Source organism: Bacteroides sp., assembly GCF_028690125.1.
Lineage (GTDB): Bacteria > Bacteroidota > Bacteroidia > Bacteroidales > Bacteroidaceae > Bacteroides.
This window is the reverse complement of sequence record NZ_JAQVBV010000003.1, coordinates 39639-55063: the sequence shown is the minus strand read 5'-3', so window position 1 is coordinate 55063 and position 15425 is coordinate 39639. Positions and strand designations below refer to the sequence as shown.

Here is a 15425-nt window from a genome sequence, read left to right as displayed (position 1 = left end):
TATATAAACACATACTTATGAAGAATTACATTTTACTATTTTTGTTGATGATAGGGTGGATAAATATATCCTATGCTCAAGATCAACAACAAATGATAGAAGTGACAGGTACAGTCACAGAAGAAAACAAAGAACCCATGATTGGTGTGAATATTGTTGTGAAAAACGTACCAAGTTTGGGTGTGATGACAGATATAAATGGTCATTTTAAAATAAAGGTTCCAAGTTATTCATATTTGGTATTCTCTTACATTGGCTATGACAAGCAGGAAGTGTTCGTGAAAGAAAAGAGGGTGCTGAATGTTGTGATGAAAGAGACTTCATCGACTGTATTGGACGAAGTTACAATAACAGGTACTGGTGTACAAAAGAAAATAACTGTGACCGGTGCGGTAACTACGGTAGACGTGTCCCAATTGAAAACCTCAACATCTAGTATTACTAATGCTTTGGGAGGTGTTGTACCGGGTATCATAGCACGTCAAACCTCAGGACAACCGGGTGATAATGTTTCTGAATTCTGGATTCGGGGAATCTCTACTTTTGGTGCAGGAGCCAGTGCATTGGTATTAGTCGATGGGTTTGAACGTAGCATGAATGAAATCAATGTAGAAGACATACAAGACTTCACTGTATTGAAAGATGCCTCTGCTACAGCAATTTATGGTTCTCGTGGTGCTAACGGCGTTATATTGATTACAACTAAACGAGGAAAAGAAGGTAAGACACGAATCAATGCCAAAGCGGAAATGACCTACAATACACGCACGAAAACTCCGGAATTTGTAGATGGACCAACGTATGCTCGCATGATGAATGAAGCATTAATGACACGTAATCAATCTGCTGCTTATTCTGATAGTGATATAGAGCTAATTGAGAATGGACTGGATCCTGATCTTTTCCCAAATGTAGACTGGATGGGTATGATATTGAAAGATGGAGCACCTACCTATCGAGCTAACATTGACTTAACCGGTGGTGGTACGGTAGCACGTTATTTTATTTCTGCCAGCTACGTGGACGAAGGAGGTATGTACGAATCAGATCGGACTATGAAAGACTATAAGACCAATGCCAATTATCATCGTTGGAATTATCGTATGAACATAGATATAGACTTAACGAAAACTACCTTACTGAAAGTTGGCGTAGCCGGTTCATTGGATAAGCAAAATCTACCGGGAAGTCAATATGGTGAAATTTGGAACTCCCTGATGGGATATAATCCAATTGCCTCTCCTCCACAATATAGTGACGGTAGATGGGGAGCACAAGGAAATGGTGGAAAAAGAAATCCATGGGTACTGATTACACAACAAGGATATCAGGAAAAATGGAAAAATAAAATACAGACAACCGTCAATTTAGAACAAGATCTGAAATTTATAACAAATGGATTGAAATTTTACGGACGCTTTGGTTTTGATACGAATACGGATAATAGTGATAACCATTACAGATGGCCGGAAAGCTGGTTAGCAGAACGACAACGTACAACTGAAGGTAAACTCCAGTTTACAAGAATAGAAACTGAACAGTTGATGTTATCAACAACAGGAGCTAGCGGTACACGATATGAGAATCTGGAAGCAGAGTTACATTATAACCGTACTTTTGGCGATCATCAGGTAGGAGCCGTAATGAAGTATTCACAAGATAAAAAAGTGGATAACAAGAATTATTATGAATTAGCGGGTTACGAAAGAATAGTTTCCGGAATTCAATATCGCCATCAGGGTCTTGCCGGACGATTTACTTACGGATGGAAGTATCGTTATTTCGTTGATTTCAACTTCGGTTACAACGGTTCGGAGAACTTTGCTACTGGCCATCAATTCGGTTTCTTCCCCGCATACTCTGCTGCCTGGAACATTGCAGAAGAGCCAATTATCAAGCAAAATCTTAAATGGATGAATATGTTTAAGTTGCGTTATTCTTATGGTAAAGTAGGAAATGATAAATTGATGAACGGTGATACTCAGATACGCTTCCCTTATGTAGAAAGATTTGCAACTTATGATACAGATGGATATTATTACGGTGATATCAAAACAGCTCTTTATTACTATCCGGGATTATCATATTCGAGAATATCTTCTCCATATATTACATGGGAAGTTGCTACAAAACATGACATAGGTTTAGACTTCTCATTATTCAATGACAAACTTAGCGGTACGGTCGATTACTTCCACGAACAACGCGATGGAATCTATCTGAATCGTAAGTTTTTACCGCAAAGTGTGGGATTGAACCATATTCCAGCTCCGTATGCCAATGTAGGCGCTGTTTTATCCAGAGGATTCGACGGGAATATTGCTTTTCATGAGAAATTTGGAGATTTAGACCTGAGATTGCGTGCTAATATGACCTATAGCAAGAATGAGATTAAAGAGTACGATGAACAATTCAGTCATTATTCGTACAACATGATAGCCGGATTCCGTGTAGATCAAGCACGTGGATTAATTGCTGAAGGACTGTTCAAAGATTATGATGAAATTCGCAATAGTCCAAGACAAGATTTTGGCGAAGTAGCTCCCGGTGACATAAAATATAAGGATGTGAATGGAGATGGAGTCGTTAATGGAAATGATGTAGTACCTATCGGTGCTACTACCAAACCGAACATGATTTATGGATTCGGACTTTCTGCTCAATGGAAAGAATTCGATTTCAATGTACTTTTTCAAGGAGCCGGTAAATCATCTTTCTTTATTAATGGATTTACAGTTTATCCATTCCAATCAAATAGTTGGGGAAATATCCTAAACGATGTGCCAGGAAACTACTGGTCATTGGGAGAGAATGAAAACCCGAATGCAATCTATCCTCGCCTAAGCTATGGCGGCAACTCTAATAATTACCGAGCTTCTACATATTGGTTGCGCGATGGTTCGTATCTCCGTCTGAAGAATCTGGACATCGGTTATACAATTCCTAAACGATTAGTAAACCGTATCCATTTGGATAATGTACGTATCTATTTGATGGGGACTAATTTACTTACATTCTCCAAATTCAAGCTTTGGGATCCGGAATTAGGAAGTTCTAACGGACAAGAATATCCATTAGCTAAATCCTATACAATAGGCTTGACGATAAACTTATAACCTATAATAAATAAGAAATATGAAAAAAGGAAAATATATATTGATGGGAGCGATCATAGTCGGACTTGGACTTGGCTTCACTTCTTGTTCCGATTACTTAAATGTAGATCGCTACTTTAAAGAACAACAATCAAACGATCATATCTTTGAAAGTAAAGACTATACATTGCAATGGTTGTCATTTTGCTACAGTCGTCTACAAGGTGATAATATTGAAGTGGGACATAGTGACATCTGTCCAACTAATTTCTCTGATGACCAAGCATTTAATGAAGGAAATAATGGAGACCGTTACCGTAAATTCAAATTGGGTGAATACGGGTACGGATATTCCTATGGAGGATATTATACCAATTCATGGCCTTGGGCATACGATGCTATCTATCAGGCATCTATCTTGATCAATAATGTATATAAAAATAAAGATTTCACTCAAGAAGAAATTACTGACGTAAAAGGGCAGGCTCGTTTCTTGCGTGCTTATTTCTATTGGTTATTGTTGAAGAAATACGGTCCGGTGCCCATTATGCCAATAGAAGGCGCTGATTACACCAAATCTTATGAAGAACTAAGTTATCCCCGTAATTCATATGATGAATGTGTAGACTTTATCACTTCTGAGATGCAGCAAGCTGCATACGAATTATTCGAGAGACGGGATAACCTGAATATTTGTCGTCCTACAAAAGGAGCTGCTCTGGCAGTACGTGCCAAAGTGTTTCTTTACGGAGCTAGTCCATTGACTAATGGAAATACAGAAATGGCAGACTTTACAGATAAAAAGGGACGTAACTTGATTCCACAGGAATATGATGAGTCGAAATGGGCAAAAGCCGCTGCTGCTGCGAAAGATATGATAGAATATGCAGAAAGCACAGGATTTTATAAAATTTATACGGTAGGAGTAAGAGTACAAGACAATGACAAATCATATCCCAGTACAATTACCCCACCGCCACATGACATTTATTCCAATAAAAACTTCCCTGAAGGATGGCAAAACATTGATCCGTTCGAATCTTATCGCGCTATATTCAACGGAGAGTTGTATGCAGCAGAAAACCCTGAATTGATCTTTACTCGTGGTTTAAATAAAGATGGTAATAACTTGGAAACAGAACAAGGTATCGCTGACTTGGTGAGACATCAATTGCCAGCTTCCTGCGGTGGTTGGAACATCCATGGTATGACACAAAAACAATGTGACGCGTATGATATGGCGGACGGAAAGCCATTTGATCGTGCAACTTGCCCAGATGGATATGTGACCAATAACAACAAAAATGAACATCTTTATGATCACGTGCCAAATGACGTTCATATGGAATATACCAACAGAGAGCCTCGCTTCTATGCATCAGTAGCTTATAATGGATGTGTATGGGACTGTGCAAGTGCCGTAGAAGGAAAAGATGAGCATTATAGATATATACAAAGATGGTACTATCGTGGTGCAGACGACGGTCGTATCAATGGTGGACAGAATTGGTTGATTACCGGTATTGGAGTTAAAAAATATGTCCATCCTACAGATTGCGCTAACCACGGGGGAAGTATCTGTGACAAGGTAGAACCTACTCTTCGCTATGCTGACATTCTATTGATATATGCAGAGGCACTCAATAATTTGACTTCGGGAAAAGCTTACGAGATCGCTTCATGGGATGGAAGTAAAACACATACTATCAAACGCGATATCGAAGAAATGCGCCGCGGCGTCAAACCGGTCCGTATGCGTGCCGGACTTCCTGACTACGACAATGCTGTTTACGAAGATCCAAAATTGTTCTTTAATAAGCTTGTGCACGAACGCCAAATTGAATTCTTCAACGAGAATCAGCGCTTCTTCGATTTACGCCGTTGGAAGATTGCCGAAGAGCATGAAAGTGAGCAGATCTATGGTTGTAATACTTTAGTAAACAAAGACCATAGGGATGCTTTCTATACACCGGTCAGAGTAGCCAACCTTCAAACTTCCTTCTCACGGAAACAGTATTTTTGGCCTATCACTTACGACGAATTGAAACGTAATAAAAATATGACTCAAGCACCGGGATGGCAGGATTATGATTAATGGTAGTAACGTAAACAATGGATACAATATGAAAAAATTATATATTTTAGGAATTATGTCGGCGGTATGTGTCTTCTTTGGATCATGCAACGATGAATGGGAAAATGAGCTACACAGCCAGATGATTTCGTTTAAAGCACCGGTAGGTAGCAACGGTGTGTGCGATATTTACATACGCTACCAACCCGACGGCACGGCATCTTATCAGTTACCGGTCATTGTCAGTGGTACGCGTGATAACGAACGGAGTATCAATGTGAAAGTCGGAGTAGATAACGATACACTGCTTCATTTGAATACTGAAAAATTTGCAATAGGACGTAAGGATCTTTGGTTTCGGCAATTGCCTGAAAGATTTTATTCGTTTCCATCAGAAACTTGCCTTATACCAGCCGGTGAGAATACACAAAACTACACTCTCAATTTTAATTTGGAAGGATTAGATTTAAATGAGAAATGGGTGCTTCCATTAAATATTGAAGAGGACCCGTCTTACACTCGCAATATTCGTAAGGGATGGTGTAAGGCTTTATTGGGTATTAACTTATACAACAACTATTCCGGTACTTATTCAACTACATTAATGAATATTTATGTAGATGGTACTACCAATGATCCCGCTATAGTAGATACCCGCGTGACTCGCGTAGTAGACGATAATTCAATATTCTTCTATGCAGGCTCAGTATGGGAAGAAGATGAGAATCGCAGTAAGTATAAAGTGATTGTGACCTTTAATGAAGGGGCACTGAATAAAGATGGGAATATGGCAGGGCCATTGACAATTAAACAAGGTGACCCTACAAGTGGAGCCAATATAGTGCCTGTAGGTGATTGTACTTATGAGCTAATCATACAAAAACATGAGACGAAGCCTTATTTGGAACGTCATATAACGATCTTGCGTCTAGAGTATAAATATACAGACTTCACTTCAGATCCAAAGAATCCAATGATATATGACGTAAAGGGTTCCATGACAATGGAGCGCCAGATCAATACACTGATTCCGGATCAAGATCAAGCTATTCAATGGTAATTATTTATGTAATATAGTACATAAATACTATCATGAAGAAAGGACTGTCTCACCCATAGGAGATAGTCCTTTCAATCTTTTACCTAATAATTTCTATTCAAACTCAATCGAGATGCTAGCTCTAAAGATAACAAAATTCATGTATTTCAACATAAATCCGATATGATTCTTTGAATAATATTAGCTGCCCATCATTGACAAATTACACATCAATGCCGGACTCTTTTTCAAAAAAACAATAGACTGTAATAGCAAGCAATGCATTTACAATAAAATATTGAATGACCTATGTCTGAAATGTTTTACCCGGGCAATATTTTAGAATTCATCATTCACCGCATCAATCAATCGATAATCACGAAATTATCAACGGATTAATAATTATTTTATTCTACACTCAAGTTATTTAAAATACCGCAGGCAATGAAAGCAATTGATACATCAATGTACGAGCCATCCGTTCCTGACCATTCGTATTTGGATGTAAACGGTCAAAAGTGGGATCATTAAAATAAATAAGTTGTTCCTCAATCATCGGGTTGATGCCCGTCTTTGAATTAAAATCTATCACAGGAATTCCCCAAATGTTACCCGCTTCTTTTATAGCGAGAACATAAGCATCAATATATTCTCCACAACTATTTTGATAGCTCTCGTCCGGCTGCACATTCCTCTCACTAAATTCTGCAAAAGAACGATGCAAAGGAGTTAATAAAACGATTTGCTTATCAGGGAAGAGCTTCTTTAATTGATTTATACCTATATTAATACGACCTTTATAAGTATCTTTATCCATTATCGGGATACGTCTAATCCGCTTTACCATCTTTTTAGTTTCTCCGGAAGCTGCCATTACTTGCTCTTCCCGTTCAGTAAACCATTCGCCTATAGGTACACCACTATTAAAATCATTTGTACCCATTAAAACAATGATGGCATCAATCTCTGCACCATGTTCATTCTTCAACTCTCCTGCCTGACGTGGCACGTCATCCCACTGTCGCCCACTTATGCCATAAACAAAAGGAGTAATTCCGAGCCAATCTTTCAGAAAGTCCCAATACTTCTTAATCTTATCCCCGTAGCAATTAGGATCTGTAATAGAATCACCGATATACCCCACTCTTTTACCTTGCCAGGGATGCTGAAAATACTCTTTTTTATTTATGAACAGTCCTTTTTCTACTGTGGCAGATTGACCCTGTCCATATATGCAAGAACAAAAAGACAAAAACGCTCCTACTATTAATAATTTGTTTTTCATAAGTATCTTATTACCATAGAAATGGAAGTTACATAACAAAATAACATTTAAATCAACCAACCCTCAACGCACCTTTCAATTCATCCACTCCATCCGATGCTCCTTTCCGGATAACATGGATTAGGCGTGAAGTATGCGTCTCTACAGGCTTGGGATCAATCAGATACACTTCTGCTCCTCCCGGTACATAATGTAACAAGCCCGCAGCCGGATATACATTCAGTGAAGTCCCGATAATCACGAAAATATCAGCTTTCTCCACACAAAGAATCGCCTTTTCAATCTCTGGAACGGCTTCCCCGAACCATACAATAAAAGGACGTAGCTGACTTCCGTCTCCTGCTTTATCTCCCAGCTTTACTTCGTATTCTTCAGGTTTTAATTCTTTTATATAATGAGGATTATAGGGGTCCCTGGTCGAACAAACTTTTGTCAATTCACCATGTAAATGAATAATATGGCTACTACCCGCCCGTTCATGCAGATTATCAATATTCTGCGTTATCACTGTCACGTGATAATCTTTCTCAAATTCCGCCAACAGTTCATGTCCATGATTCGGCTTCACTTCCAACAACTGTTTTCGCCGTTCATTATAGAAATTGATTACCAATGCCGGATCACGCTGATATCCCTCAGGAGTCGCTACCTGTTCTACAGGATAACAATCCCATAGTCCTCCTGCATCCCGAAAAGTACTAATTCCACTCTCCGCACTCATGCCTGCCCCTGTCAATATTACCAGATTCTTCATATACTATCTCCTTGCGTTGTCATAATAGTACAAAAATAAAGAGAATAGTCGATAAAAGAAAATCTAAACGTATGTAATCTTGAACTTTGAGATAATTTCCCTTTTGTTTCTACAATAAATATAACTTTTCTTTCAAAAAATAATGTTAGAACTAAATTTTCAAGTTATTTTCTTGTTTGTTTGCTAAAAACTCCATACTTTTGAGTAATATATATTTCTTGCGGACACATATCGACATTCTGACCATCAAGCAAGTAACCTATAATATCCGATACTATTAGCCTCATAATAATCTAAGTTGATCATAATCTAATAACCAATTTAATACATTTATTCATGAAGAAGCACAATTTATCAATTCTACAAGCCTTTCTACAGCTTTGTTTTGTTCTTTCAATTTTTCTCTTTTCATGTTCTGATGACAAAAAAGACATTAGTAATAACGATGGAAATGAACCACCACCTATTACTACCACTACCCCAACAGTTCTCCAGCAATTTGAGGATGCACTTGACAAATCTTTAATGGTCAGTGGGATCAAAGCTACAGGTTCAACGACAACTTTTACTTTAAGCGATAAAAGTACCATAGAACTATCTGTAAAATATTACATCATTGATATTGCAAGTAAAGGAGTTCCCGTTGTTACTAAAAGTACCACAGGTACATGGGTAGTAAACGGTACAAACCTGGGCATTCCAATAAAAACATCTACTGAAGGCGACCCTGTTATTGTTTGTATAGCTTATGATAATAATGTAGTCACCGTTTATCTAAACGATGGAGAAAAAAGAAAACTCAATAGAGAAGGGGAAGAAGGTATTTATTCATTTGTTCTGGAAGCTGCTCAAAATAGCGAACTAGATAAAGATATTATAGCCGTTATTGAAGGTAATTCAGTAAATGTTATTCTTCCTGAAGGTGTCTCTACTCAATCACTCGTTTTAAGTTTCGGTTTTCGTGGCGTTTCTGTCACTATCGGCGACATTCCACAAATTAGTGAAAAAACAGCTAACAATTTCGATTCTCCCCTAACATACAGCTTAAAGAAAAAAGATGGAACTAAGATCAATTATATAGTAACCATAAGGTCAATACATATTCCTCAGATCCATATTAATACAGAGAATAATGCAGAAATTAAAGATAAAGAAAATTACGTAAAGGCAACAATTAAAGTCGAGGACCCAGATAAACTTTATACGGACGGGACTCCTGTTGAAGGCACTGCCGGAATACGTGGACGTGGAAATTCAACTTGGGGAATGCCCAAAAAACCATATAAAATAAAGCTGGATAAAAAAACTCAATTGTTAGGTATGAGTAAGGATAAAGATTGGGCTTTACTTGCTAATTATGCCGATAAAACACTTATAAGAAATATTACTGCATTCAAAATTTCGCAGATTGTCGGTATGAGATGGACACCCAAATCAATTAGTGTAGAAGTATATCTGAATGGAAAATATCTGGGAGTTTATGCCTTGACAGAACACGTCAAGGTGTCTGAAGAACGCCTTAATATCAATCTGGCTGATAAAGCTGTTAATGGCGATTACCTCTTGGAACTAGACTTTCACTATGATGAAGGAGAACGTTTCAAAACAGATATAAAGAAATTGCCTATGATGTTTAAAGATCCGGACGAACCAACTGCGGAGCAAGTCAAGTTTGTTAAAGACTTCTATAATAAAGCCGAATCTGTTTTATATTCCGATAAATTCACTGATCCTGAAAATGGATACCATAAATACATAGATATAGAATCATTTGTTAAATACTTCATCGTACAGGAACTTTCAAAGAATTGTGACGGAAATATGCGAGGAAGTTGTTATATGGCTGTTCTTGGAAATAATATTATAGAACAACCTCTTGTATGGGATTTCGATATAGCTTTTGGTAATGCCAATCACATTACAACAGAACAAGGAGCAACTTCAACCGGTCCGAAAGGTTGGTATATTAAAACCTGTTCGCCATGGTTCGATCAAATGTTTAAGGATCCAGCCTTCGTAAAAGCACTCAAAGAAAAATGGAATACAGTGAAACCACAATTAGATCAACTTCCACAATTTGTACAGAACCGTTCCAATGAATTGGAAGGTGCTGCTGCACGCAATTTCGGAAGCCAAGAAAACGGTGGAGCCGGATGGGATATACACCAAGTGATGTGGCCTAATTACATAGACCGGGGAAGTTATGAAAAAGAGGTACAGTTCCTAAAAGATTTCATAGAGCAACGGTTAGCTTGGCTAGATATGTATATTAACGAATTATAAGAAATTTATATTAAAGAAAAGAGTGAACTTTCGGTGATATAAGAATTTTTAAATACTAAATGCTAAATCATTCAAATAAAACGTGTACTTTTGCGATTCATAAAATTGCAATTGATTGAATGTTAAAGTCATGAAGGACTGCATTTCAATCTCCAATAAAAATATTGTATGGATAAATTTAGTTACGCAATTGGTCTTGGAATAGGCCAAAACTTATCAAGTATGGGTGCAAAAGGCATCGAAGTGGATGACTTTGCACAAGCTATTAAAGACGTATTGGAAGGCAACCAGACTGCAATCAGCCACAAGGAAGCCCGCGAAATAGTAAACAAATATTTCGAAGAGTTGGAAGTTAAGATGAATGCTGCCAGCATTGAACAGGGTAAAGTCTTTCTTGAAGAAAACAAAAAAAGAGCAGAGGTTGTTACCCTTCCGAGCGGATTGCAATACGAAATCATCAATGAGGGAAATGGTAAAAAGGCAAAAGCCACCGACCAGGTAAAGTGCCACTATGAAGGTACATTGATTGATGGAACTCTGTTTGACAGTTCAATTAAACGTGGAGAGCCTGCTGTATTTGGGGTAAACCAAGTGATCCCGGGATGGGTGGAAGCTCTTCAGTTAATGCCGGAAGGTTCAAAATGGAAACTTTATATTCCGTCAGAACTGGCATATGGTGCACAAGGTGCCGGAGAAATGATTCCTCCTCACAGTACACTTGTATTTGAAGTTGAATTACTTGAAGTATTATAAATAAAAAATTTAAAAAGCAACATGAAAAAAGTTAGTATTTTTATGGCAATCGTAGCTGCTGCAGGTCTTGCTTCTTGTACAGCTCAAGCTCCTAAAGCAAATCTCAAAACAGACATCGACTCATTGTCTTATTCAATCGGTATGGCTCAGACACAAGGTCTGAAAGATTATTTGATTGGACGCCTGAACGTAGATACTACTAATATGGCAGAATTCATCAAAGGTTTGAACGACGGCGCTAACAAGACAAGCAAAAAAGATATCGCATACATTGCAGGTCTGCAAATCGGACAACAAATAAATGGCGCTAACGGCATGATTAAGAATATCAACCAGGAATTATTTGCTGGAGATTCTCTTAAGACAATCAGCAAAGATAACTTCATCGCAGGTTTCATCGCAGGTGCTTTAGAAAAAGGTGGTCTGATGACTATGGACGAAGCTCAGATGTACACTCGCACAGCTATGGAAGCTGTAAAAGCAAAAGCTATGGAAGAAAAATATGCTGAAAACAAAGCTGCAGGTGAGAAATTCTTGGCTGAAAACAAAACTAAGGAAGGTGTAAAAACTACTCCTAGCGGATTGCAATATAAAGTAATCACTGAAGGAACAGGAGCAATCCCTGCTGACACTTCTAAAGTGAAGGTAAACTACAAAGGTACTTTGATCGACGGAACTGAATTCGACAGCTCATTCAAACGTAATGAACCTGCCACTTTCCCTGCTAACAGAGTAATCAAAGGTTGGACAGAAGCTCTGACTATGATGCCTGTAGGTTCAAAATGGGAACTTTATATCCCTCAGGAATTAGCATACGGTGCAAGTGAATCTGGTCAGATCAAACCATTCTCTGCTTTGGTATTCGAAGTAGAATTGTTGGGCATCGAGCCAAGCAAGTAATAAGAAAAGTTCTTTCTAAATAGAAAAAGGAAAGAGGTGCAAAGGAGTTGCACCTCTTTTTTTTGCTTTTTCCTCTTTTTTTTCTCGGAAAAGAAGAAGAATTAAAATAAATCTCTATATTTGCTTACTATATGATAACAACAGCAAAATATAATTTATTATTATGGAAAAAATAGACAACCTCGACAGACAAATCCTAGAGATCATCTCACAGAATGCCCGTATCCCATTTAAAGATGTGGCGGCAGAGTGTGGCGTATCCCGTGCAGCCATCCATCAACGCGTACAGAGACTGATCGACCTTGGAGTTATTGTTGGATCAGGCTATCATGTGAACCCAAAATCACTGGGATATAGAACTTGCACTTATGTTGGTATTAAACTGGAAAAAGGTTCTATGTACAAATCTGTAGTAGCAGAGCTGCAAAAGATTCCCGAAATTGTGGAATGCCACTTTACTACAGGTCCTTATACTATGCTTACTAAGCTTTATGCTTGTGACAACGAACACTTAATGGATCTGTTGAATAACAAAATGCAGGAAATTCCAGGTGTAGTTGCTACTGAAACATTGATTTCTCTGGAGCAAAGCATTAAAAAAGAAATTCCAATTCGTGTAGAAAAATAATCGGATGGAAATTTTGAATGAATATCATCTGGCTGGATTATTCATTGGAATCTGTACCTTTTTGATTATCGGTCTTTTTCATCCTATTGTGGTAAAGGCTGAATATTATTGGGGAACAGGATGTTGGTGGATATTCCTTATACTTGGCATTGCAGGCGTCGTTGCCTCACTAAGTATTGATAATGTAATTCTATCTTCTTTATTAGGTGTATTCGCTTTTTCTTCGTTTTGGACCATTAAAGAGGTTTTTGAGCAGGAGGAACGAGTGAAGAAAGGTTGGTTTCCAAAGAACCCGAAACGAAAATATAAGTTCTGAGAACGAAAACTTTACAGTTTTTTATCAAAAGGACTTGCATAATTCGGCAAAAAGAACTACTTTTGTCACCGCATCCAATAAAAGGATACACCGGACTTGTAGCTCAGTTGGTTAGAGCAACAGACTCATAATCTGGAGGTCCCTGGTTCAAGCCCAGGCTGGTCCACATTAAAAACCCTTGCAAGTAAATTTCTTGTAGGGGTTTTCTTGTTAAACAAGACCTCTATGGGACTTATAAAGTATAACGTACTCGTTTTTTGGTTAGTGTTATTTTTCTCTTGTTCCTATACTCCAACAAAAGAAAAACAACATCATATTGAATCTATAGATTCAGTGAAACCTGTTACTTCACTCCCTCTTGAATGCACCTTTACTAAAAGCCGGACAGCACTCACATTAGACTCTCTTGGATTCGTTAATATCTCCGAACTCGATTCAACTATTCATATCGACTTAATGTATACCCGGGCAGATAACTTCACGGGAGAAATTCTTTATGATGACCTGAATGAAGCCTATCTTCATCCGGATGCAGCGCAAGCCCTTGCACAAGTGCAAAAAGGACTAAAAGAATTACACCCTTCCTATAGCCTCATTGTTTACGATGCGGCACGTCCTATGTCCGTGCAAAAGAAAATGTGGAATGTGGTGAAAGGTACTTCCAAATTCAGATATGTATCCAATCCGAATCATGGAGGGGGACTACACAATTACGGACTTGCAGTAGATATCGGGATTTTGGACTCTTTGAATATTCCATTACCAATGGGAACAAAAATCGATCATCTTGGTATCGAAGCTCATATTACTCAAGAAGTTGAATTAGTACAAACAGGAAAGATCAGCGAAAAAGAACGGCAGAACCGGATATTATTAAGAACAGTCATGAAAAAAGCCGGATTCCGTCCACTCCCAAGCGAGTGGTGGCATTTCAATCTTTGTAGCAGAGAAGAAGCCCGTCGAAAACACAAGCTGATTCCATAATCAATTACAAACTATTACATAGTTCCGAATACAGATAATTATGATACAGATATCTCAAGTAACTCAAGTTTTTATCCGTGAACATCAGACAGATGATGTGCGTGCCTTGGCTTTGCAAGCAAAAAAATACCCGGATGTAGATATGCCTACAGCCATCACTCAGATAGCAGGCAGACAAGTTGCAACAGAGAAAATTCCATCGTGGAAAAAGATAGAAGATATATGGTATCCAAAGCACTTATCATTGGAACAATGTTCTTCAGAAACTACAGCCCGTTATAAAGCCAGATTGATACAAGGCGAGTCTCTTGTAGACCTTACAGGAGGATTTGGTATCGATTGTTCATTTCTCGCTACCCGATTCAGATCCGTCATATACGTAGAACGTCAAGAAGGCCTTTGTGAAATTGCAGCACATAACTTTCCTATACTTGGTCTTGATCATATCAGTATAAAAAATGAAGATGGAGTTGCTTACCTAAAAACAATGTTACCCGTAGACTGCATTTTTATAGACCCTGCCCGTCGCAACGAACACGGAGGGAAGTCTGTAGCCATCTCCGATTGCGAGCCTAACGTGGCTGAATTGGAAGAGCTGTTATTGAAGAAGGCAAACAAAGTAATGGTAAAGCTCTCTCCTATGCTTGATCTATCTTTGGCATTGAAAGAGTTACAATTTACTCAAGAAGTCCATATTATTTCCGTCAATAATGAATGTAAGGAATTACTTTTAATCTTGGGACAAACACCCTCCAAAGATATTCCTATCCATTGTGTAAACTTCTCTACTAAAGGTGAGCAAGAGTTCGCTTTCAGCCGTGAACAGGAGCAATATAGCAAATGTGTTTATACTGACGCTCTTGCACAATATCTCTATGAGCCCAATGCCTCACTTCTGAAAGGAGGTGCCTACAAAAGTCTCTCTTCTGCATATCATATTTCAAAACTACACCCCAATAGTCACCTTTACACTTCCGATTCTCTGATTAGAAATTTTCCCGGAAGAGTTTTCCACATTAAGAAATATTGCAGTTTCAACAAAAAAGAGATTAAAGAAACTTTGGGGAATATAGAAAAAGGTAATATCAGCATTCGCAATTTTCCTGCTTCCGTAGGAGAACTTCGCAAACGGATTAAACTATCAGATGGAGGCTCTGACTATGTGTTTGCAACCACCTTAAACAACGAGAAGAAACTCCTGATTCTTTGTGAGAAGGTTTAATTCGTAATAGAAACGAAATACATTTGTTACGCATTCTTCTTTTTCCCGGAAGATGTTTGAAATATTTTAGTCCTACTTTTGCTGCATATAAT

At 38.1% G+C, this 15425-nt stretch carries 12 protein-coding genes and 1 tRNA gene; 11 read left to right on the top strand and 2 right to left on the bottom strand.

Going from position 1 to position 15425, the window contains the following annotated elements; genetic code table 11:
• Window positions 1-17 precede the first annotated feature (17 nt).
• The 3 genes from PHO71_RS03125 to PHO71_RS03115 are packed head-to-tail and all read left to right on the top strand — an operon-like array spanning window position 18 to window position 6229.
• Window positions 18-3116, top strand: coding sequence for a TonB-dependent receptor (locus PHO71_RS03125; protein WP_300198775.1), 3099 nt, complete (start codon window positions 18-20; stop codon window positions 3114-3116).
• A 19-nt stretch (window positions 3117-3135) separates the two neighbouring features.
• Complete coding sequence (locus PHO71_RS03120) at window positions 3136-5190, top strand: RagB/SusD family nutrient uptake outer membrane protein (protein WP_300198772.1); 2055 nt, start codon at window positions 3136-3138, stop codon at window positions 5188-5190.
• Window positions 5191-5218: 28 nt separating this feature from the next.
• Window positions 5219-6229 (top strand): DUF4973 domain-containing protein, encoded by a 1011-nt coding sequence (locus tag PHO71_RS03115; RefSeq protein WP_300198769.1) that lies wholly within the window; start codon window positions 5219-5221, stop codon window positions 6227-6229.
• A gap of 406 nt (window positions 6230-6635) precedes the next feature.
• Here PHO71_RS03115 and PHO71_RS03110 read toward each other — a convergent pair whose 3' ends face one another.
• Complete coding sequence (locus tag PHO71_RS03110; RefSeq protein ID WP_300198767.1) at window positions 6636-7493, bottom strand: SGNH/GDSL hydrolase family protein; 858 nt, start codon at window positions 7491-7493, stop codon at window positions 6636-6638.
• A gap of 52 nt (window positions 7494-7545) precedes the next feature.
• Entirely contained in the window at window positions 7546-8247 is a 702-nt protein-coding gene (locus PHO71_RS03105) for an NAD-dependent deacylase (protein WP_300198764.1), read from the bottom strand.
• 336 nt (window positions 8248-8583) lie between these two features.
• Here PHO71_RS03105 and PHO71_RS03100 point away from each other — a divergent pair, with 336 nt between their 5' ends.
• From PHO71_RS03100 to PHO71_RS03065, 8 genes are all read left to right on the top strand, one after another.
• A complete protein-coding gene (locus PHO71_RS03100; protein WP_300198761.1) occupies window positions 8584-10530 on the top strand; it encodes a CotH kinase family protein in 1947 nt (648 codons plus the stop codon).
• A 168-nt stretch (window positions 10531-10698) separates the two neighbouring features.
• Window positions 10699-11283: an FKBP-type peptidyl-prolyl cis-trans isomerase gene (locus tag PHO71_RS03095; RefSeq protein ID WP_300198758.1), complete on the top strand. Its 585-nt coding sequence runs from the start codon at window positions 10699-10701 to the stop codon at window positions 11281-11283.
• Between the two features lie 21 nt (window positions 11284-11304).
• Window positions 11305-12183, top strand: coding sequence for an FKBP-type peptidyl-prolyl cis-trans isomerase (locus PHO71_RS03090; protein ID WP_300198755.1), 879 nt, complete (start codon window positions 11305-11307; stop codon window positions 12181-12183).
• 163 nt (window positions 12184-12346) lie between these two features.
• Window positions 12347-12811 carry an Lrp/AsnC ligand binding domain-containing protein gene (locus PHO71_RS03085; protein ID WP_005928359.1) on the top strand — a complete coding sequence of 155 codons (465 nt, stop codon included), beginning with the start codon at window positions 12347-12349 and terminating at the stop codon, window positions 12809-12811.
• Window positions 12812-12815: 4 nt separating this feature from the next.
• Entirely contained in the window at window positions 12816-13127 is a 312-nt protein-coding gene (locus PHO71_RS03080; RefSeq protein WP_300198743.1) for a DUF4491 family protein, read from the top strand.
• A 92-nt stretch (window positions 13128-13219) separates the two neighbouring features.
• Window positions 13220-13293 (top strand) — tRNA-Ile (locus PHO71_RS03075).
• Between the two features lie 59 nt (window positions 13294-13352).
• Entirely contained in the window at window positions 13353-14111 is a 759-nt protein-coding gene (locus PHO71_RS03070) for a M15 family metallopeptidase (protein ID WP_300198740.1), read from the top strand.
• 40 nt (window positions 14112-14151) lie between these two features.
• Window positions 14152-15333, top strand: coding sequence for an SAM-dependent methyltransferase (locus PHO71_RS03065; protein ID WP_300198737.1), 1182 nt, complete (start codon window positions 14152-14154; stop codon window positions 15331-15333).
• Window positions 15334-15425 lie beyond the last annotated feature (92 nt).